Genomic DNA, 19549 nt, shown 5'->3' on the forward strand with positions numbered 1-19549 from the left:
AATGTGATAACCAATCCCATATTGATGGGATCGGACCCGGAATTGGTTAGTGGGAAACCATTTTACTAGTTCCGGGTATTTTTCATGTTCTGCTTAAGCGCAGACAGGTATGAAAGTTGTTAAAAAGTGGTTATTCTTTATTGTTTAATAGTTTCAAGGTAAAATGAAAAATGACAGAAAATTATAAATAAGCAGGGAGGGATGGGATGGGCAATAAATCACATCTTCAGAAAAAAGAAACACTAGCGAATTTATTCTTGTCGTCCATATCCATTTTAGGGTGGATTTCAGTTAGCATTGCAATCTACATGGCTGTACTTCCTGATAACCTGATCGTCTTGCTGTTATTCGTGACCTTCCTTTTTATAACCGAATTCTTTCCGATGGCTGTGTGGAAAGGACATAGCTCATTAAGTTTTCCTTTAGTATTTACATTGTATCTGATTTATGGCTTGCCCACAGTCGTAATTGTATTTGGACTCATCGTCTTGACGGTCAATATTGTCCAAAGACGACCTTTGAGGATTTTGTTTTTCAATCCTTCACAGTTGATATTAAGTTTTATAGGAGCCATTTATTTATCCCAATCCATACATGGATTACTTAATCCGGGGGAAGCATTCGTACCGTATACAATGCTGTCTATGTTGATGATCACCATCTTTTATTTTGTCATCAACAATATCCTTGTCGACCTTGTTTTATTGATCAGACCGCAAGTATACCCGGTCCGCTTGTGGTTAAAGAAGTTCAACTCTGAATTGATCAGTGCGCTCATCTCGATCAGTTATATCGCGGTCATGCTTATTCTAGGAAATCAGAATCGAGGCATCGTCGATGTATATTCCTATTTCTTCTTTTTCTCTCCACTTGTCGGTCTGGCCTTACTGAGCTCTTTTATTGTAAGAATTCAGTCCGAAAGAAACCGACTGAATGCACTGTTCAACATCTCGACCGAATTGAACCGTCTGCTGCCATCTAAAGAATGGATGGAGTCGATCAGATCGAGCTTGAATGAGTTTGTGGAAGCTGATGCAACCATTCTATGGGTGAAAGAAGATGGACAATGGAAAGTCCGTTTTCAACATGGGCAGGTAGTAAAAGGAAAAGGAGAATGCAACGAGGAGGTCCGTCAATTTGAAGAGGTAAAAGATGCACTCGTCTTCCAAGACCGGAAAAAGGATCCTGGACTCACACCAGCTTGCTTCAATAAAGCGATGAAAGCGTTCGTCTACGCTCCGATTGTCCTTGAAGGGAATTCCTTAGGGATGCTTGCGGTAGCTAGAACACGTAGCAAAAGCTTCCGTAACGAGGATGTCCAATCGATCGCAACCTTGGCAAACCAGCTTGCAGTCGTCATAAAAACGAGGATGTTGATCGTGGAACAAGAGAAGCGGACTGTATTGGAAGAGCGGAACCGGATTGCACGGGATATACACGATGGCGTTGCCCAATCACTTGCTGGTGCTGTCATGAAACTGGAAACTGCCGATCGGAAATTCTACCAGAAACCACCTGAATCCCATCATCTTGTCAAAGATAGCCTTAACAAGCTCCGGCTTAGTTTAACGGAGATCCGACAATCGATATATGCATTGAGGCCATATGAAACAGAACGAGTCGGCTTGAAGCAAGCGGTTTTAAAGCGGATCGATGTCATCAAACAGGAAACCGGGCTTGATATCAGCTACGAAGAAAGGGGCAATCCGATCTTTCTGAGTACGATGGTGGAGAAGGTCATGTTCGATATTTTCCAGGAGAGTCTTCAGAACATCATCAAGCATGCGGAGGCGACCAAAGTCAACGTGCTGCTCAGTTACCAGAAGGAACACGTCCTGCTGAAGGTTACGGACAACGGTATTGGTTTTTCATTACTTGATGCGATGGTGAAGGCGAAGAACGATCCGCACTTCGGAATACTGAGCATAAACGAACAAGCGGATAAAATCGGTGCTGTCTTACAGATTGATAGTAAAGAAGGAAAAGGAACCGAGATCAATTTAACGATCCCGAAACTTGGGTTCGAAGGAGGAATGGAAAATGATCAACGTCATGCTAGTGGATGATCATGCTGTTTTAAGGGATGGACTGAAAAATATTTTCGAGATGGAAGATGACATTAAAGTAGTCGGTGAAGCAGTTAATGGGAACGAAGCGTTGGAGAACCTTAAAGGATTGAAGCCGGACGTCGTTTTACTGGATATCAATTTACCCGATAAAAATGGTGTCGAGCTGACTGCGATCCTGAAGAGGGATTATCCAAATGTAAAGGTATTGATTTTGACGATGCACAGCATGGACGAGTATTTCATGGCCGCGATCCGTGAAGGTGCCGATGGGTACTTGCTTAAGGATGCCCCTTCCGTACAAGTTGTCGAGGCGATCAGGACCGTAGCAAAAGGCGAATCTGTGATCGACCCTACATTGACGAAAAAACTGCTCGGCTACTACAACCAGAAGAATGAGCCAGCTGACAAATCAGAATTGACGGAACGTGAAAAAGAAGTGCTGATCTGTCTGGTTGACGGGCTGAGCAACAAAGAGATCGGGGAAAGGCTGTATATCAGTGATAAAACCGTCAAAATCCACGTAAGTAAGATTTTTAAGAAAATCAACGTGAAGAGCCGCTCACAGGCCGTCATCTACGCCGTCCAGAACCAGCTCGTGCCATTGCCATAACCAGTTTTCGAGTATAGGCTTCTCTCTTTTTAGAAGAGAAGCTTTTTTTGTATGGAATTGTCGAGGTTTTTGGGGAAATGTCGCAGTAACATTAGGAAATGACGTAATAAGTGATATCCTTATCCCAGGTGGACAAGCCTGAGACACCGCCTTCCAATGAGAAAGGGGAAAACTCATGGACAAGATATATATAGTAAGACATTGCAAAGCGGTAGGGCAGCCGCCTGAAGCCCAGCTTACTGAAGAAGGATTCAAACAGGCAGAAGAATTGGCGGATTTCTTTTCAACCATTCAGATCGATCGGATCATATCGAGTCCTTTTACGAGAGCGCAACAGTCCATTGAACCGACGGGAAAAAAGCAGGGGGTCCGAGTCGAGACCGATGACCGACTGGCAAAGCGAATTTTGAGTACCGAACATCATGAGGACTGGCTGGAAAAATTACGGCATTCGTTCGAAGACATTAAGATGAAATTACAAGGTGGAGAATCGAGCCAGGAAGCCATGGGTCGAGCTGAAAGTATGATCACTGAATTGAAGGAGCGTCCAGAAGAAAATATCATCCTGGTCACACATGGGAACTTGATGACCTTGCTGTTGAAGTATTTCGATGATTCATACGGTTTTGAGGAATGGAAGAAGCTGATCAACCCAGACGTGTTCCTCGTTACCTTTACTGGTGAGAATCCCCAGCTGGAGCGCCATTGGAAGAAGTGAAAATAAGAAGAGTAGGGAGGCGGGGATTCGCTTCTTCCCTATTATCTTAAAAAAGGCAGGGGTAACGTAAAAAAATCAGATTTATCTTTAAAAATTTCGAATTATCTTTAAAAACGGAAATATATCTTTAAAAACCAAAAACTATCTTAAAAATGAAAAAAAGCGGCTAAGAAGGATAATCCTTCTGAAGCCGCTTTTCATCTTCATTAATACGGACTTTTCGCTGTAAAAGTGAATGGTACATTCATACCGCTCCAGAGCCCTACATAGACGTACTTTGTGCCACCAGGTATGACGCCGCTTTCATTAGGAGCTGAAGTTGCGACACCACCGATCACTTCGAAATCTTTATTGTAGAAATATACATCAAAATCGTAATCACTCTCACTTGACCCTTCCAGGATGAAATTGTGGATGCCATCGCCATATTCCTCTGGTAGTGTGACGACATAACCGTCTACTCCCTGGGATGCAGGTTCAGGATTCTTAGTAGTCACGAATTCATTCTCCGTAACAGCCAAGGTTGCAGGAACACCTGCAAGGCTTCCGATCCCTGTCCCGGCATTACCAGCCTGGACCGTTCCTTCAGCCGCAAATGGTTCTGTCGGTTCCCCGACGATCGGCTCGATTTTCGTTTTGCCTTCTGAAAATGCTTGAAGCTCTGCGACCTGGACATATCCTTTGGAAATATCCTGAGCACTATGGGCCACGAACTTAAGGTATTTCGCCTGGACTGGTTCTTCCAGATCGAATCCTCGATAATGAAGGTCTGCGATCGTCGGCCTCGGTTTTTGCGCGTCAAATTCATCCCGCACCACGGTCGTCCAGTTTTCACCGTCAAGGGAAGCTTGGACGCTGAAGTTTTTAAGCGTCGCAAAACGGTTTGCAGAAACATCCTTAGCGGCGCTCACCTGGATATGAGAAACGTCTACGGCTTTATCTCCTGCTAAATCGACCACGAACTCCGAACCTTTGAAACCATTTTCTTGTGTGTCAGATGCATAAACACTGGCTTCTGTATCATCGATTGCAAGTTTGACAGGATTGCTGTCGGATTCGCCAGAAACGCTCTCGATGACAGCGCCATTGAAGGAAGAAGCGACGTTCGGCGATAATTTGAACGCTAAGCGGCGCTTTTCACCTGGCTTGATTTCTACATCGTGGATTGTACGGGAACCGAATCCTTTTGCCTGGATCGTGATGTCATAGGTCCCTTCCACCATATAGGTTGCAAATCCTCCTTTTTCACCTGTGACGGAAACAGGAGTCGTACGTGCCTCGAACTGCCCAATCATGATGCGGGCGTCTGAGATTGGTTGATTCGTAGATTCATTGATCACTTTCCCGACAAGTTGGCCGTTTCGCTCACCATCAGGATGGTTGAAAGCAGGAACCGGATCTGTGTCATCCCCGCTGTTCGAATGGGTGTGAGTTCCTAATCCACGTTGCGCGAAAGATGTCCACAATGCATCATAATGCTCACCGCCATACCGTTCGAAATCTGCGGCGATGATCGCTGTCCTCATGTCCTCCATCGATGGATCCGGCACTGAAATCGGCATCGCATCGATGACAAGATGTTCTGCGATGGATTCACCCTTTTCTTTTCCGTACCGTTCGATCAATTCTTCTCTCATATGCCATAAAATCGCTGCCCAAATGTCCCCGTCAGAATGGACCTCAGGACCGACGATGTCATAGCCGATATCCCCGTAATTATAAGGTGCTTCGTCAAGTGAATAGCTGCGGATCCCCCGTTCATCATTTCCAGTCACATAAGCCCCGACGACAGGTTTTTCCTGCAAGCCTTTCTTGACGAGATAGTGCATGCCGTACCAATCGCCCCAACCTTCGCCCATGGACCCGGATTGATGGCTGCCAAGCGCTTCACCACCAGCTACAAGACGGTTTGATAACGCGTGGGAATACTCATGGTAGATGATCCCTGCATCAAAGTCCCCATCGGCATATTCACCTTCAAAAGCCCCAGGGATCGGCTCCCATAAGAACATCCCGCTCCATGCAGGGATGCCATCAGGCAATGTCAGCATGTATGCATTGTCACGCCCAGTGTAAGTCGGTGCACCGCCTGATACTGCGCCAGCCTGGACGAGACCAAGGATCGCATCACCATCTAGACCGCCTTTTCCAAAGTTCGATAGCTGCAAGTTACCTGCTTCTTCAACCCAGCCTAAGTTGTAGTAGTAATCATGGAACAGATTGTGATGGTAAAACAGGTTAGTCGCTGCACTGTTGATATCGTCAGCATAAGAGGGCGGTACCGTCTGTCCTTCGGTTTCCTTCCAAGAGTTTTTAAACAAATAACTGAATTCGCCAGTAGGTGCAACAGGTCTTACAGCTTGATCAGCCGGGACTAGGAAGTTGCTCCAGTTCGCATATGAATTTGCGTTATTTCCGAAGGTCGTCACACCTAAATCTGTACCCGGTAAAAGCCATCCTTGCGGAGAAGCATCAGGATCACCTTTGAATGACTTGGCCGTTTGAGTACCACCTTTTGTTGATCCAGGATAATTTTCGAAAATCAACCCTTCCGGCTCGAACAAATGATCGACAAGGGAACGTTTATACAACTCTTTGCCAGTTTCCGCATCAATGACAAGTTCATAGCCTTCGTTCAATTCTTCAATGAAAAGAACCCGATATGCAGGTCGAACTCCTTCTTTGGTTATGAACGTCGCTTTTTTCACGCGTTGATCCGCCGGCAGCACATCCCCACCGTCGAAAACATCCCAGCCATGTTCAGTCCCAAGGGATTTCGGGGTATATGCGAGGTCCCCGGCTTCGATTTCCACCGCATTATTCAATGCATCAGCAGAAGAAAGCTCGAAGTCCCCGGCTAACGATTTGGACCGGCTGGCATTACTGGTTACAGAAAGAATTTTCCCGTCTTTATTGACAGCGACGATGATCCGTCCGCCATATACCGATTCAATTCCATCAAAAGTCTGCTGGAACGTCACCGGATGAAGGCCTGTCCCTTTCATCGCGTAGTCACGGATCACTTTCAATGAATCGATCTCTTGAGCGGACAGCCCGAAGAGCCCCGCATTTTCTTTCAGCCAGTCGCGTGCTATCGTTTCGGCTTCGTCATTGGAACCATCCTTCAGATAGCCTTTTTCTTTCATGATGGTGGATGGGGTACCGAAGAGGCTGTTCCACTCGATCTTCGTTCCGGCACCGGCATCTTCGATGAGTGAATCAGCAGCATCGAGCTGGACATCCGTCGGCAGAACCCGATTGGTGACGTCCCGTACATCGACGATACCAGCATGTTCATGTTCATCGGTATCATGGATCGAGCCGATGGATTGTGCTGCATTTCCACCGCTCGTCACAAGAACCTGACCTGCGAGCAATGTTAGACTTATCGCAGTTAGTAGACTTTGCTTTTTCAAAATGAATCCCCCCCTGAAATAGTGTAATCACTGCATTTTTCTTCAGGAGATCGGTGTTTCCTCTACATTTCACTGCAAATACTGACAACAGCCTATCAATTTTATTTGGAAGGACTATCCCCGTATACAACTTAAGATATAGGTATTCCTTGATTAACACCCAGTTTTAAGCTGACCTACTACCAAATACCCTATTTCGAAAATCAAATAGACTGCTGGTAGTATCCCGATTTTATACTTTAGTCTGTAGGAATGGCTGCTGTTTTCATGGAATGGAAAAGGGGAAAGCACAGAGGGAGGATGACAAAATGAAGAGGATAGCCATTACGTTGGCCATGATATTGTTGATGTACGGGCAAAGTGCTGCCGCCGAAGACATCCAATTATTAGGGGAAACGGATGTCCCGGTATTAGCGAGTGACAATGTCCAATTGGTTGCCAATGTTCCGGAGGCGGCGATCATTTCAGCAGCTTTTTCGAAAGATGAACCTTACATGTATGCGAACACATTATCAGGGATTTCAGTCTATGATATTTCAGATCCAGCAAATCCGAAGCTTACTGGAAAAACGGCTCAGGCTCATTTTGAAAATGAAGATGGGGCTTTTGGAGAACGTCCTGACGGGACCAAATTCATGCTGATCGGATACGACCCTGTTGGTGTAACCCCGACTTTCGAGGATAAAAGCATTTCGACCGGGAAAGAAATTGCCGTAGTAGATGTAACAGACCCTGGTAATCCCTACATCGCATCACGGATCAAGACAACGACCCGGACCCATACAGTGACATGCTTATCTGAAACATGTGAGTATGCGTATACGTCAGGGAGTGTGGATGAGGAAGGAAAACCCGCCTTTTCCATCATCAATCTGAAAGACATCACTAAACCATTTGAAGAAAAAGTATATGCTAGTTCAGTCGGTACGACCGGACACGATTGGGATATCGATTCAGCGGGAATAGCATGGCTTACAGGATTACAAGGAACGGTCGCTTATGATATCTCGGATCCTTTGAATCCTGTCGTGCTGAATTCAACAGATGAACGAGGATTGAACGGCACAGAGTGGAATTCGTTCATCCACCATAATACACTTCGGCCCCATGGAGACCAATTCAAAAATCGGGGCAATGGCGATATGGAAACGGATGAAAGTACAGAAAGGGCCGGAGACCAAATCCGTCCTGGAGAAGTGCTGATGGTGACAGAAGAGGACTACCTCCATCCAGGGACGTGTGAAGATGAAGGATCATTCCAGACGTGGCATGTCCAGAAACTTAAAAAAACCCCCGGGCCGGATAGATCGGCCATCGAACCAGGAACAGGAACGATCGAGCCATTGGATTCCTGGAATACGAAAATCCTGAATACGGATATCGATACACAAGCTGGATTCATCTGTTCGGCCCATTACTCGTCGTATCATGAAGATGGCTTCGTTTCGATCGGTTTCTACCAACAAGGTGTCAGGATCCTAGATGTGAGAAACCCGGCTGATATCAAACAGGTCGGCTATTGGTTCACTGGAATACAAGAAGTTTGGGGAGCGGATTGGGTCCCTGAACGGGATGAAAATGGAGTCATTACTGGGGATGATTCGAACCTTGTTTATGCCTATGATCCTACAAGAGGACTCGACATCCTGAAAGTCACTCTTCCAGATGAAGCACCTGAACAAACGTTACCGATCGAAGCTCCGATCAGTACGGATATGATTCAGGTACCAGCTACTGATTTATCAAGTGCACTGCAAGAGAAAATGTCCCATTCACATTAAGGACGGAAAGAACGTTAAAGGCTGCCGTAAATTTAAATGGCAGTCTTTTTTGAGGCGCTATTGCTTATTACACTACAAGAAAGTATTAAATACTTTTTTGAATAAATGCACATGCTGGTCACTTCGGAAGCAACACTCCCACGAAGGAGAAGCGAGGAACGTAGACTTATGAATATATTTTTTCGGAATTCGCGACACTCCTGCGGGAACAGCGAGCCAGGCAGACCCCACAGCGATTTAAGGATTTCGAGTATAATAATGAACTTCGACTATAATAATGAACTTCGACTATAATAATAAACTTCGACTAAATACCACCCCGTCCTGCGCCTGCGGTTACTCGGCGCAAAACTACAAGGATGGAATTTAAGTACGTGTCTGTGGTGAACGTCGAAGTCAGTACATCCTGTACAAGTACGTTCTACGCCTGCGGTTACTCGGCGCAAAACTACAAGATGGAATTTAAGTCCGTGGTCTTGTGGTGAATGTCGAAGCCAGCATAAGGAAAGCTTCTAAGAATTCTCATCGCAGACACGAAAATGATTTCATTTTTGTGTTGACATCCTGTGCAAGTGAGGAGGCTTGCGGATCGCCCGCGGAAAGGGAGTGAATTTCAGAGAAATCAACAAGCAGAGCTATCTAATAGATAAGAAAAGCCTCCCGTCGGACTTCTAGTGGCCTTCGTGGCTGACCGGGACGATTGCGCTTTTCTTATTTGATAATGATCAGGTATAGGGATAGAATGATTCTATCAATCACAAGACTCTGACAAGTCGATGATAAAGGAAGTGAATTATTTGGCGATAGAACAGAAAATATTGCCCGCTATCAGGAATTTGAAAGATTTTGAGAAGTTACTGAATACCAATTTTGAATATCTTGTTCTGCTGGACAGTCATATAAGCCAGCTGAAGAGTCTATCACAGACAGCAAAGCGTCATGATAAAAAGCTGCTGGTGCATGCCGATCTAATACAAGGATTGAAAAACGATGAACATGCGGCCGAATTTTTATCCCAAGAAATCAAAGTGGACGGACTCATATCGACTAGGGCAAGTGTCATTTTGACCGCTAAGAAAAAAGGAGTTCTGGCTATACAAAGGTTGTTCCTACTCGACTCCAGCGCCTTGAAGAAAAGCTACTCCTTACTCGAGAAAACGAAACCTGACTTTATCGAAGTCCTGCCCGGAATCATGCCTCCTATCATAAAAGAAGTTCATGAAAAAACGGGAATTCCCATCTTTGCTGGTGGATTGATCCGAACAATTGAAGATGTCGAAAGCGCTTTATCATCAGGTGCGACAGCCGTAACAACTTCCAGGTCGAAGCTCTGGAAACATTTTGTAACCTAAATGTAATGTAAACAGATATTGACAGCGCTTTCCTTATCGTGTAATTTAGTGGACAAGTTAATAGTCATGTGACGGAGAACGGGAGATCCACACTTATCACTCATTTTTTGTAAATGGGGAGATTGGTGTGGATTTTCCTTTGCACTTATAAAAAAGTGTAAAGATGGTACTGTATTTCTCCTTTCCATGACGAAACATATGAAGATCATTCTGCGCAGATGATCCCGATCAACATAATGATTTATTCTTCATTTTTGAAAAGGTTTTCAATAAATCCATAGGAGGAAGGACTATGTCGACATTCATGGCAGAAATCATTGGAACGATGATTTTGATTATTTTAGGAGGTGGTGTAGTAGGTGGTGTCGTATTAAAAAAGACAAAGGCACAAGATTCAGGCTGGATCGTCATCACCATGGGATGGGGCTTGGCTGTTGCAGTTGCTGTATATGCAGTCGGCGGAATTAGTGGTGCACATATCAACCCTGCAGTTACACTGGGACTTGCCTCGATCGGGGAATTTCCTTGGTCACAAGTCCCAAAATATATCACTGCACAGATGATCGGTGCATTTCTTGGAGCCGTCATCGTATACTTCCATTACTTGCCTCATTGGAGGGAAACTGAGGAGCCTGGATTGAAACTGGCGGTCTTTTCAACAGACCCTGCAATCAGGCATTCGTTTTCCAACCTGTTAAGTGAGGTCATCGGTACCTTCGTCCTGTTGCTTGGATTGCTTGCAATAGGAGCGAATGAATTTACAGAGGGTTTAAATCCGTTGATTGTTGGATTTTTGATCGTCGCAATCGGAATGTCACTTGGAGGAACGACAGGTTATGCCATCAATCCTGCCCGTGACTTAGGACCGCGGATCGCGCATTTTCTATTGCCGATTGCAGGCAAGGGAACATCAGACTGGGGATATGCATGGATCCCAATTGCTGGCCCGATTCTCGGCGGTGTGTTCGGCGCGCTATTTTATAAAAAGATGTTCCTGGGTATCGATTCGATGGCCTTCTGGATCGTAGGAGCACTTATTTTACTCGTGTTGTCTGCTGCTTATATGACGAGTGAAAAAGAAGTAGCAGTCAAAGAAAAAGCATCTGCAGCAAGACTTAGAGAAAATGTATAATAAGGGGAGGAAGAAGACATGGAAAAATACATTCTATCATTGGACCAGGGGACAACAAGTTCACGCGCGATCCTTTTCAATAAAGAAGGGGAAATCGTCCATACGGCACAAAGGGAATTCAAACAGCACTTTCCAAAGTCAGGCTGGGTAGAACATAATGCGAATGAAATATGGGGATCGATCCTGGCCGTCATAGCCCAAGTATTATCTGAAACCGATATAAAACCTGAACAGGTGGCTGGCATCGGCATCACGAACCAGCGGGAGACGACGGTCGTTTGGGACAAAAACACGGAAAAGCCGATCTATAATGCCATCGTATGGCAATCCCGCCAGACAGCTGGAATTTGTGAAGAACTGAAAGCCAAAGGCTACAACGATAGATTCAGAGAGAAGACTGGGCTTTTGATCGATGCTTATTTTTCCGGGACAAAAGTGAAGTGGATTCTTGATAATGTAGAAGGAGCGAGGGAAAAAGCGGAAGCAGGGGACTTGTTGTTCGGAACGATCGATTCTTGGTTGATCTGGAAATTGACAGGCGGTAAAGCTCATGTGACAGACTATTCCAATGCGTCCAGAACTTTGATGTATAACATCCATGAATTGAAATGGGATGAAGAACTTCTCGACATTCTCGAAGTACCGAAATCCATGCTGCCGGAAGTCAAACCATCGTCTGAAGTATATGGCCATACGGTAGAGCATCATTTCTTCGGTCAGTCGATTCCGATAGCCGGGGTCGCAGGTGATCAGCAAGCAGCACTGTTCGGACAAGCTTGCTATGAAGAAGGGATGGCGAAAAACACATACGGAACTGGATGTTTCATGCTGATGAATACAGGAGAAAAAGCTGTGAATTCAGATCATGGCCTCTTGACGACAATCGCTTGGGGAATCGATGGGAAAGTCGAATATGCGCTAGAAGGCAGTATTTTCGTTGCCGGTTCAGCAGTCCAATGGCTGCGTGATGGATTAAGGATGTTCAATAATGCTGCTGACAGTGAAAAATATGCGGAGCGTGTAGAATCGACTGAAGGAGTCTATGTCGTCCCTGCTTTTGTAGGACTTGGTACGCCATATTGGGATAGTGATGTAAGAGGGGCAGTATTCGGTATCACCCGCGGAACCTCTAAGGAACATTTCGTAAGGGCTACACTTGAATCATTGGCTTATCAGACAAAGGATGTGTTGACCGCAATGGAGGCAGATTCAGGAATTTCATTAAAAGCTTTGCGGGTAGACGGCGGTGCCGTGAAGAACAATTTCCTCACACAATTCCAGAGCGACATATTGGGGGTACCAGTAGAACGCCCAGTCGTGAATGAAACGACCGCATTGGGTGCGGCATATTTGGCTGGCCTTGCTGTCGGTTATTGGAAGGATCGTTCTGAAATTTCGAAGCAGTGGAAAGTGGATCGCACCTTTAAAGACGACATGGCTGAAGAGGAACGAAATTCCCTTTATGAAGGTTGGAAAAAAGCGGTACACGCAACTATGGCATTCAAATAAAAAGTATGCTAAGATGAAATCAAGTTAATATTTCTGGTCGGAGAAACGGAGAGACCACAACACCTTATAAGGTCATACGATTTTATAAGGAAGTTGTGGTCTCTTTTTGTTTTATTTATCCCAGAAATCGTAAATACGTATAGTAGAAGATAAGTTGAACGTGCATAGCTAGTTGTAAAAATCGAGTTTTATATAAAAAAGGAGTGCAGAGTATGAAACCATCATTTTCAAGCAGAGACCGTATTGAGAAATTAAAAACTATGGAAAGTGAAGAATACGATGTGTTCGTGATAGGAGGCGGGATTACTGGCGCTGGTGTTGCGCTCGATTCAGCCACCAGAGGGATGAATACTGCACTTGTCGACATGCAGGATTTTGCGGCTGGCACCTCGAGCCGTTCGACGAAACTGGTTCATGGGGGCCTCCGCTATTTGAAGCAATTTGAAATCAAGATGGTAGCAGAAGTCGGTAAAGAGCGTGCAATCGTATATGAAAACGGCCCCCATGTCACGACTCCGGAATGGATGCTTTTGCCGATCTATAAAGGAGGGACGTTCGGACGATTCAGCACCTCGATCGGATTGTGGGTTTATGATTTTTTAGCTGGTGTAAAACGAAGCGAAAGACGGAAGATGCTCAGTGGTGACGAGACACTTGAGAAAGAGCCGACTTTGAAAAAGGAAGGCCTGAAAGGCGGCGGTTACTACGTCGAATATCGTACCGATGATGCCCGGTTGACGATCGAAGTCATCAAGAAAGGCGTCGAACACGGCGTAAATGCACTCAATTATGTGAAAGTTGAAGATTTTATTTACGACGAAAAAGGGCGGGCAGTAGGTGTGATTCTGAAGGATCAACTAGGCAGTGGAACGTATGAGGTCCGGGCGAAAAAGATCATCAATGCCGCTGGGCCATGGGTCGATACACTAAGAGACCGTGATAAATCGAAGCAAGGGAAAACTTTGCACTTGACGAAAGGAATTCATCTCGTCTTCGACAGGGAACGCTTTCCTTTACAGCAGGCGATTTACTTCGATACACCAGATGGGCGGATGGTCTTTGCGATTCCGAGGGACGGAAAAACTTACGTAGGCACGACGGATACGACATATGATTCCGATATAACGACACCGAGGATGACATATGAAGATCGGGAATACGTATTAAACGCCATTGATTTCATGTTCCCAGACTTGAAGATAACGGCAGAGGACGTCGAGTCCAGCTGGGCAGGATTGCGACCTTTAATTCATGAGGAAGGTAAAGATCCGTCAGAGATTTCCCGTAAAGATGAAATTTTCATTTCTGACTCGGGTTTGATTACTATCGCTGGAGGAAAGTTGACGGGATATCGTAAAATGGCAGCAAGTATCGTAAATCTCGTGTCAGAACAATTGAGTGAAGAGGGATTTGGAACATACCCAGGCTGTAAAACGAAACATTTGCCGATTTCAGGTGGGGATGTTGGCGGTTCTACGAATTTTCAAGCATTTAAAAAAGAAAAGGCTGAACAAGGCGTACGATTAGGGCTGGATGAAAATCTAGCAAAAATATTAGTCCAACGTTACGGTTCGAACATCGATCATGTATATGATATATACACTAGTCTTGAAGACGAAGGATCAATGCCAAAATATCTTCAGGCTATCCTCCAATACAGCATCGATACAGAAATGGCAAGCAAGCCGATCGATTTTTTCATCCGCCGTACCGGAGCACTTTTCTTCGATATCGAATGGGTCTACAAATGGAGAAGACCTGTTATTGAAAGGATGGCGGTTCAGCTGGGATGGACAAACGAAGAAAAGCAAAGGTATGAGGCAGAGCTACAAGAACACCTGACTCATTCCACTACACCACTGGATCTGGCAGGAGAGGTAACGGCTATTTAAACTTCATGGGAAGAAGATGCCGACTTGAGAAAGAAACCATGAAAGTTAGGAATAGAGAACCAAAAGTTAGGAATAGGCGCTAGAAAGTTGAGAAATAGAAACATTGAAACCTAACTAAAATAAAAGGTAAAAAGCTGGCCTTAGAATGGCCAGCTTCAGGCTGTCGAGAATGAACAGCCCCCTGTAAAGTAGACAGTGGAAATAATAAAAACAGCTTTAAGCGGCTTTAGCCCTATACTCCATAGGACTAAGGCCGTTTCGCCTTTTTTGTAGTCGTTCATAATTGGAAGGAGGTGAACGACGAACGGGAAATCAAGGTAAGTACAACCGATCCCGAAAGTGGCTATATGTTCCGCGAAGGAAAACCTGAAGGTTTTTTCTACTTAGATCACCGCACAACGGACTTCAAGTACAACATTATTACAGATATCTTTGTCACTCCTGGCAATGTCCATGATTCAGGTCCATATTTAGAGCGGCTTGAGCGGCAAGAACAACGTTTTGGTTTTAATGTGGAAGTTGTTGCGCTTGACTCAGGTTATCTAACTGTACCAATTTGTAGAGGTCTTCAAGATAAACAAATCTTTGGTGTTATTAGTCACCGTCGTTTTCACCCTACAAAAGGATTGTTTCCAAAATGGAAGTTCAAATGGGAAAATAGTAAAGACTGGGTTCGGCAGAACCGGCTCTATAAATCAGGAAAGATGCTTCTAAAAAAAAGAAGTGAAACCATAGAGCGAAGCTTTGCGGACGCTAAACAGCTCCACGTGCTTCGCTATTGTAGGTTACGTGGAAGAGAAAAGGTTCATGAACAAGCGCTGATGCCCAGCAGCCAGTCAGAACATGAAAAAGATCGCAAACCACCTAGAGAAACTAACCGGGTAGGATGCGATCTTTTTTTATAATTTTCGTTATCAAAAAATGACTTATTAACCTTTAATATCTATTTGATAATGAAAAGAGTGCAGAAAAACCCAAGGTTTCTCTACACTCTGAAGCTGGCCTAAGAATGGCCAGCTTCTTTTTTGGAATTATTGTCTGAATTGATTTGGCTGTATGTTTTGTGCGGGGGCGTAGCTCTGTAGCATTTGCGCCATATCCTGTTGATTCAGCTGCGCTACCTGGTAATAATTATGCTTATTCTGATACAGGTAGATTTCATATGCCATCTCGATGAAATTCGGTACACTATCCGCGATGACCCTTCTTAAAACAGGATTCGTCATTTCCAATGCAGTCATTGCCAATAAAGAAGAAGTGGACTTAGACAAACCTAGCATATACCCTGATACGCTTTCATCATTCACTTGGTTGGCAGAGGTGAATGGCTTTTTCGGTTGACCTGGGGTTAGCCCGTAAATAGTGTCGTTGTTTTGCTGCATCTTATAAACACGTGTTGAGTGAGTCGGCTTTTGTCCAGCAGAAAAGGCTTCTACGATTGTGTTGTACAAGTCGGTAATGAAGCTATGTTGACGATAAAGGATCGTACGCAGCTCCTGATCCTTGATGAATTGATCATAAAGGAGATACTGATCGAGCATACCTTTGATTGAAGATAAAACTTCATGGCTGTCGAACATTTCGTGGCCCCCATGAGCCATACTTGGGGGAACACGATTTGGTGATTGGTTGGGATTTTGCTGTAACCCCGAAGGTTGCTGAGTGTGTTGTTGTAAGTTGCCAGTCGGGATTCCGAACTGTTTTGGATTCTGCTGCTGCAAATTGGTTGCTTGAGGCTGCTGAAAACTTTTTGGATTCATTTGATTCTGCATTCCTTTTCCTCCTGCTTAAGTTTTTTACGTAATTAGTGTTTCTACTGAGATGGAAAACATGTATCAAATGAGGAAACTTGTATATTCAATACCACTTTTATTTACGGAATTATCAGACTTTGCTAAGATAAAGGAGACCTAGATTCAAGTTTACTATACATTCTTAAAGAAATTTTCTCTTTTAGAGGAGTGATTGAAGTGAGTTTAATATTACAAGAAGGAAATCAGATTAAGGAATTCTTCAATCAACATCAAAAGGAAATCGAAGAAAACTTACTAGCAGAAGCTGGAAATGTAAGAGATAAAATTGAAGAAATCCAAATAATTGGGAACATCAATCTCATTGAAAACGCCCATAAACTTATCGGATATGTTGTGGAACGGCAAATTGAGGATCTTGAGAAATTCGCTGAGAAAGAAGGAATCGTATGGGCCAAGTATTCCATGACATTGATGTTTAAACTGGATTGGGTACAAGCAATCCGAAGAACCCTCTGGAGTTTCCTCTACAGATATGATCAAAAACAAAATAAATCTGATTCTAGAGAAGAATTCTATGCACTGGAAAAAAAGATCAATGAACAGATCGACAAGTTTCTGAATGTATTTTTCCTCAGTTATTCCAGGTATAAGGATAGGCTGCTTGAAGCAGAAAGGGAATTGGTGGAAAATCTATCTGTACAAATCATCCCTATCAGTACTACAACGGCGATATTCCCGTTAATCGGAACAATAGATGCATACCGTTCCGAGACGATAGAAGATAAGGTTTTGGCTGAAGTGGGCAGAGGAAGAATCCAAACCTTGATCATCGACTTATCAGGTGTAGCAGACATGGAGGGTGATGTTACCCATCACTTGTTGAAAGTCATTGATGGCATTTCATTAATGGGATGTAATGCGGTCATTACAGGAACGCGTGCTGATATAGCAAGTAAGATGGTGAAAGAAGGACTTTCCTTCAGAGATAAAGCAGAAGTGAAAGCGAACTTACAACAAGCGATCACAGACGTCTTTGAGGGGGTTGAACAATCTAATTAACAAGTAGGTGTTATAGAGAATTTCGCCATTATCAACAATGAAGTATAACAGAGCCAATAATTTAAAAAAGGGGACACCTCCCCTTTTTTACCCAATTCCTTTTAACTTTTCAGGGGAAATACCGAGAAACAGCAAGCAAATTTTGTCGTAACCACATTCTTTATTCTTTGAAAATAATTCTAAGGTAATCTTATTATGATCAGTCGCTTTTATTCTATTGACTTCGTGGACGTATAAATCAATCACCGATTGTTTTGTGAAATTCGGGTAATGGCTCCCTGCATCTTCCTCAGTAAGCAGACACGCCAAGTATTGATAACGGAATTGCAATTGTCTTGTCAAACTGATCAAATGGAGGATATCTCGATAAACATCGGGGTTATCCATTTTGATAACTTCAATTTTTTCTTTGATTTGCTGTAACTTGTGTAAACTTGTTAAAGCGATCATAATGCTCCCTCGCTTTCCTTAGTTTCAACTTCCTCATCCCAAGGTTTTTTTACGGAAATTGATTCAGCCAACCCCTTGCTTTTCTTTCTACGGATTTTCCGGACTTCTGCGCGTTCAGCACCGGTTTCAAACAATGTCTTCTCTTCTTCAGTTTCTGGGATTACACTAGGAACTACCATTGGCTTCTTATGTTCATCCAACGCGACGAATGTCAAAAATGCTGTAGCTGCAATACGTCGGTCGCCAGTCATCATATCTTCAGCAATCACTTTACAGAAAATCTCCATAGATGTTTTACCAGTATAGAAAACATAGGATTCGATACATACAGAGTCACTCTGGTGTATAGGTGCTAAGAAATCAATGGAGTCGATCGAAGCTGTGACACATTCTTTAGCCCTAGAATGGCGGCGAGCGGAGATCGTAGCGACCCCGTCTAATTTTTTCATCAATACACCGCCGAACAAAGTATTGTAATTATTTAAATCACATGCCATGACCTGGTCTGTATTAATGATCCGGCTATGCCGTGCTTTTTTCATTTCCATATCCCAATCACCCTTCATGAATTTATAAAAGACAGGAATACCTGTGATTAAACAAATCACTTACAGAGGTGATTGTAAGCCCGTTTTTTGTAGAAGTAAAATTGATTATTTTCATAGATTACATAGATATTGTCTATGAAAATGATTACATAAATAGCTGATGGCTATGGAAAATGAAGGCTGTTTTCTAAAAGTTTGTTGGTATTGCAAAAACTTTTAATTTGATAATGCTGTTGAAGAGAAACTGAAAGCGGTGGAAATATACGAGACGAGATAGATTTCCCCCACGATAGGATGGTGAAAAAACAACACTCTTTACTTAAACAGCAAAATAAAAGACCACTTCTAAAGAAGTGGCCAATCCATGATTCAAGTTTTCAATTGTTCTATGGTGAAGTTCAACCATTCCCTTGATGCATAAGAAAGGTATGCTTTTTTCCTCCATATGAGCGCAAGTTCCCAATTGATACTTGGATCAGTCACATCAATGATGGCTACATCACTGGTTACATCTTTACAAATGCTGGCAGGCATCAGTGCGATACCTAACTTGGAGGCAACCATTTTTCCGATGAAATCCCATTGGGAACTTTCTGAGATGATGTTGGGTTTGAATCCCGCAACCGTGCATGAAGAAATGATGCGGTTATGAAGTGCGAAATCTTCATTGAACAGAATAAAATCTTCGTTCTTCAATTGTCCGAGACTAACCTTTTCCTTTTTTGATGACCAGTGCTCAAGGGGCACTACGAGCTGCAGTTTTTCTTTTTCAAAAGGAAAGAAATCAAATATGTTTTGGTTAACGGGCAGAACGACAACCCCGATATCAAGATCTCCTTTAGCGATATCTTCCTCAATCCTCTTAGATCCTTTTTCGACTAGTTGGATCGTAATATCAGGATATTGTTCTTGGAAACGTCCGATCACATTCGGAAAGTGGAGCGAGCCGATCATAGGGGGCAACCCAATACTGATATGTCCTTTTTTCAGATCCTGGAGATTATCCAATTGAAATTGCAAGTCTTTAAAAGCCTTATCAATCACCTGTGCTTGCTCATAAATGACCTTTCCTGAATCTGTCAGTTCCACCTTATTACCTCTACGATCAAAAAGTGGCACTCCTAGCTCACTTTCTAAATTCTTCAGCATTTTACTGATAGTCGGTTGTGTCACAAACAAATGTTCAGCAGCTTTACTGAAGCTTTTCAACCGAGTCACTTCAATGAAATATTGTAAATGTTTTATATCCATATGTATTC

14 protein-coding genes and 1 pseudogene are annotated in these 19549 nt (G+C 43.6%); 10 read left to right on the forward strand and 5 right to left on the reverse strand.

From position 1 onward, the window contains the following. Window positions 1–206: 206 nt before the first annotated feature. From ACJROX_RS05690 to ACJROX_RS05700, 3 genes are all read left to right on the forward strand, one after another. A complete protein-coding gene (locus tag ACJROX_RS05690) occupies window positions 207–2066 on the forward strand; it encodes a GAF domain-containing sensor histidine kinase (protein ID WP_408009790.1) in 1860 nt (619 codons plus the stop codon). Further along, on the forward strand, window positions 2041–2679 hold the full coding sequence (locus tag ACJROX_RS05695) for a response regulator (protein WP_408009791.1): 639 nt from the start codon (window positions 2041–2043) through the stop codon (window positions 2677–2679). Before ACJROX_RS05690 ends, ACJROX_RS05695 begins: the two co-directional genes overlap by 26 nt. A gap of 175 nt (window positions 2680–2854) precedes the next feature. Then, window positions 2855–3397, forward strand: a complete 543-nt coding sequence (locus tag ACJROX_RS05700) for a histidine phosphatase family protein (RefSeq protein WP_408009792.1) — start codon at window positions 2855–2857, stop codon at window positions 3395–3397. A gap of 206 nt (window positions 3398–3603) precedes the next feature. Here ACJROX_RS05700 and ACJROX_RS05705 read toward each other — a convergent pair whose 3' ends face one another. Beyond that, window positions 3604–6813 carry a M36 family metallopeptidase gene (locus ACJROX_RS05705; protein ID WP_408009793.1) on the reverse strand — a complete coding sequence of 1070 codons (3210 nt, stop codon included), beginning with the start codon at window positions 6811–6813 and terminating at the stop codon, window positions 3604–3606. A gap of 308 nt (window positions 6814–7121) precedes the next feature. On the opposite strand from ACJROX_RS05705, the gene ACJROX_RS05710 reads away from it, so the two are divergent. The 6 genes and pseudogenes from ACJROX_RS05710 to ACJROX_RS05735 form a co-directional block, all read left to right on the forward strand. After that, window positions 7122–8594 carry an LVIVD repeat-containing protein gene (locus ACJROX_RS05710; RefSeq protein ID WP_408009794.1) on the forward strand — a complete coding sequence of 491 codons (1473 nt, stop codon included), beginning with the start codon at window positions 7122–7124 and terminating at the stop codon, window positions 8592–8594. Between the two features lie 797 nt (window positions 8595–9391). Further along, complete coding sequence (locus tag ACJROX_RS05715; protein WP_408009795.1) at window positions 9392–9946, forward strand: glycerol-3-phosphate responsive antiterminator; 555 nt, start codon at window positions 9392–9394, stop codon at window positions 9944–9946. Window positions 9947–10238: 292 nt separating this feature from the next. Continuing rightward, window positions 10239–11078, forward strand: coding sequence for an MIP/aquaporin family protein (locus tag ACJROX_RS05720; protein WP_408009796.1), 840 nt, complete (start codon window positions 10239–10241; stop codon window positions 11076–11078). Between the two features lie 18 nt (window positions 11079–11096). Next, the gene (gene glpK, locus ACJROX_RS05725; protein ID WP_408009797.1) at window positions 11097–12587 is read left to right on the forward strand and encodes a glycerol kinase GlpK; all 1491 of its coding nucleotides are present in this window, start codon (window positions 11097–11099) and stop codon (window positions 12585–12587) included. Between the two features lie 212 nt (window positions 12588–12799). Next, on the forward strand, window positions 12800–14479 hold the full coding sequence (locus tag ACJROX_RS05730) for an FAD-dependent oxidoreductase (RefSeq protein ID WP_408009798.1): 1680 nt from the start codon (window positions 12800–12802) through the stop codon (window positions 14477–14479). A gap of 287 nt (window positions 14480–14766) precedes the next feature. After that, window positions 14767–15364, forward strand: a pseudogene (locus ACJROX_RS05735) (transposase); the annotation flags it as partial. A 146-nt stretch (window positions 15365–15510) separates the two neighbouring features. Here ACJROX_RS05735 and ACJROX_RS05740 read toward each other — a convergent pair. Further along, window positions 15511–16251 (reverse strand): spore coat protein, encoded by a 741-nt coding sequence (locus ACJROX_RS05740; protein ID WP_408009800.1) that lies wholly within the window; start codon window positions 16249–16251, stop codon window positions 15511–15513. A 198-nt stretch (window positions 16252–16449) separates the two neighbouring features. Here ACJROX_RS05740 and ACJROX_RS05745 point away from each other — a divergent pair, with 198 nt between their 5' ends. After that, a complete protein-coding gene (locus ACJROX_RS05745; protein ID WP_408009801.1) occupies window positions 16450–17292 on the forward strand; it encodes an STAS domain-containing protein in 843 nt (280 codons plus the stop codon). Between the two features lie 87 nt (window positions 17293–17379). Here ACJROX_RS05745 and ACJROX_RS05750 read toward each other — a convergent pair whose 3' ends face one another. The 3 genes from ACJROX_RS05750 to cidR all read right to left on the reverse strand — a co-directional run bounded on the left by ACJROX_RS05750 (window position 17380) and on the right by cidR (window position 19541). Beyond that, on the reverse strand, window positions 17380–17742 hold the full coding sequence (locus ACJROX_RS05750; protein WP_408009802.1) for a hypothetical protein: 363 nt from the start codon (window positions 17740–17742) through the stop codon (window positions 17380–17382). Continuing rightward, entirely contained in the window at window positions 17739–18290 is a 552-nt protein-coding gene (locus ACJROX_RS05755; RefSeq protein WP_408009803.1) for an acyl-CoA thioesterase, read from the reverse strand. The genes ACJROX_RS05750 and ACJROX_RS05755 overlap by 4 nt, the downstream gene beginning before the upstream one ends. A gap of 369 nt (window positions 18291–18659) precedes the next feature. Beyond that, window positions 18660–19541 (reverse strand): cidABC operon transcriptional activator CidR, encoded by an 882-nt coding sequence (cidR, locus tag ACJROX_RS05760; RefSeq protein ID WP_408009804.1) that lies wholly within the window; start codon window positions 19539–19541, stop codon window positions 18660–18662. Window positions 19542–19549 lie beyond the last annotated feature (8 nt).

The organism is Pseudalkalibacillus sp. A8, from assembly GCF_045920555.1.
Lineage (GTDB): Bacteria > Bacillota > Bacilli > Bacillales > Fictibacillaceae > Pseudalkalibacillus.

Coding starts and splice junctions, on each gene's coding strand:
- ACJROX_RS05690 (WP_408009790.1), top strand. CDS start 207: ATGGGCAATAAATCACATCTTCAGAAAAAAGAAACACTAGCGAATTTA.
- glpK (WP_408009797.1), top strand. CDS start 11,097: ATGGAAAAATACATTCTATCATTGGACCAGGGGACAACAAGTTCACGC.
- ACJROX_RS05740 (WP_408009800.1), bottom strand. CDS start 16,251: ATGCAGAATCAAATGAATCCAAAAAGTTTTCAGCAGCCTCAAGCAACC.
- ACJROX_RS05755 (WP_408009803.1), bottom strand. CDS start 18,290: ATGGAAATGAAAAAAGCACGGCATAGCCGGATCATTAATACAGACCAG.
- ACJROX_RS05730 (WP_408009798.1), top strand. CDS start 12,800: ATGAAACCATCATTTTCAAGCAGAGACCGTATTGAGAAATTAAAAACT.
- cidR (WP_408009804.1), bottom strand. CDS start 19,541: ATGGATATAAAACATTTACAATATTTCATTGAAGTGACTCGGTTGAAA.
- ACJROX_RS05720 (WP_408009796.1), top strand. CDS start 10,239: ATGTCGACATTCATGGCAGAAATCATTGGAACGATGATTTTGATTATT.
- ACJROX_RS05750 (WP_408009802.1), bottom strand. CDS start 17,742: ATGATCGCTTTAACAAGTTTACACAAGTTACAGCAAATCAAAGAAAAA.
- ACJROX_RS05710 (WP_408009794.1), top strand. CDS start 7,122: ATGAAGAGGATAGCCATTACGTTGGCCATGATATTGTTGATGTACGGG.
- ACJROX_RS05695 (WP_408009791.1), top strand. CDS start 2,041: ATGATCAACGTCATGCTAGTGGATGATCATGCTGTTTTAAGGGATGGA.
- ACJROX_RS05700 (WP_408009792.1), top strand. CDS start 2,855: ATGGACAAGATATATATAGTAAGACATTGCAAAGCGGTAGGGCAGCCG.